Origin of the sequence: Mameliella sp. AT18 (assembly GCF_028807275.1) — a bacterium.
GTDB classification, from domain to species: Bacteria; Pseudomonadota; Alphaproteobacteria; order Rhodobacterales; family Rhodobacteraceae; genus Antarctobacter; species Antarctobacter albus.
In genome coordinates this window covers 1-1,487 of sequence record NZ_JARAMO010000159.1, presented here as the reverse complement: position 1 = coordinate 1,487, position 1,487 = coordinate 1, and the positions used below count along the sequence as shown (strand labels likewise).

General features: G+C 64.2%; 2 protein-coding genes and 1 pseudogene. All 3 read right to left on the bottom strand.

What is annotated here, in order from left to right; all coding sequences use genetic code 11:
• A partial coding sequence (locus PVW46_RS14570) for a Hint domain-containing protein (RefSeq protein ID WP_274576377.1) occupies positions 1-686 on the bottom strand: 686 nt, incomplete at its 3' end.
• 125 nt (positions 687-811) lie between these two features.
• Entirely contained in the window at positions 812-1,147 is a 336-nt protein-coding gene (locus PVW46_RS14565) for a TM2 domain-containing protein (RefSeq protein WP_074620729.1), read from the bottom strand.
• A 130-nt stretch (positions 1,148-1,277) separates the two neighbouring features.
• Positions 1,278-1,487: pseudogene (locus tag PVW46_RS14560) on the bottom strand (hypothetical protein); the annotation flags it as partial.

The following is a 1,487-nucleotide window of genomic DNA, read 5'->3' as shown; positions in this document are numbered from 1 at the left end:
CCATTGGCCAGGATCACGTCATGGGCCTCGGTCTCGACATGGTAAACGGTCAGGCGTGCGGACAGGTCTGCGACGGGCAGACGCTGGATCGTGTCCCCGTTCACCAGGACCCCGGCATTGATGACCCGGCCATTCAGCACCATGCCATGATCGGCGGTCACCGTCAGGTCACTGTGGGGCAGGCCGGGCTCCAGGGCGCCGGCGCGAATGCAGACCAGGCGCGCCGCCGTGGCGCGCAGGCTTTGCCGACCGATCCAACGGATCGGGACAGCCGCGCCCGCTGCCGTCAGGACCGGGGCGCCGATTTCCAGCGTTTCGACCGCGACCTCTCCTTCCGGGGTGGCGATGCGGGTGCCGGCTGCAAAGCAATAGGTATAGGTCGTGTCCGAAGAAGCCGTCACCACGCCCGGCCCCAGGCTGGGGTTGTTCGAGGCGACATAGGCCGCGGAACCGTCGAACAGGACCGGGTCGCCGTCGGCGGTCAATCCGACCAGCTCATAGGCGCCGCTGGTCAACACGCTGGACACGGTCCATGTGACGTCGTCGCCAACGGCGGTGCTGCTGTCATTGTTGCCATCGGCGCCGTCGCTCACCACCGAGGAGATCGCGTTCGGCCCCTGCAACAGGTAATCGCCGTTTCCATCGGTCCCGCCGACGGAATAGATATGGGTAAAGCTCTGCGACACGGGGGATAATCCTCTGGAACCAAAAGTAACATGCGGGCGATTGGCCGCAGGTTAGGCATTGTTCCCGTTCGCAATCAAGGGGCGCGCGCCGCGAAAGGCCGGCGGCGCCCCGGTCACGGGTGGGATCAGTCGGCCCGAGTCGTCAGGGCGACCTCGCTTGCGATCCGCGCACGTTTGGCTGCGGCGTCCTGCGCGATGATCGGGCCGATGCGGAAGGCGTCGACGATCCACCAGATCACGAAGGCCAGCAGCATCGGGATACCGATGATGAAATAGGCCAGCAGAATACCACCCCAGAGCAGGATCAACTGGGTGATGGCGGTGCCGACGCGGCCCAGGTAAAACCTGTGGGCCGAAAACCCGCTGAGGAAGAACCACAGCAGATAGGCCGTGGTCGAGGACTTCTTTTCGTTGGTCAACTTCTGTTCGACCAGCATTTGCTGTTGCGTGGAAAGTTCCAATCCGGGTCTCCTGGGAATCACAAGCTCATATGCACGTCAGGGTGAAAGCGGAATACGGCACAAATATGGGGACAATCGGGAAGGGCCCCCGATAGGGGCCCCGGATTTCGCGCTTCGATCCGGCTGCAACTCAGGCGCAAATCGCGCCCTTGCAGGGGGACAGCTCGAGCGCAAGACGCGCGCGGAGCTCCGCCGGCAGTTGCCGCGCGCTGGAAATGCGGGGGTGGGCCATCTCGGGGATGATCCGTTCGCAGCCGTAGAGGTCGAGGTATTCGCCGAAATTGTCGAAGGCGCGGCGGTCGCGGTAGTCGATGAAGGTCTCGGACGGCGCGCCATTGGC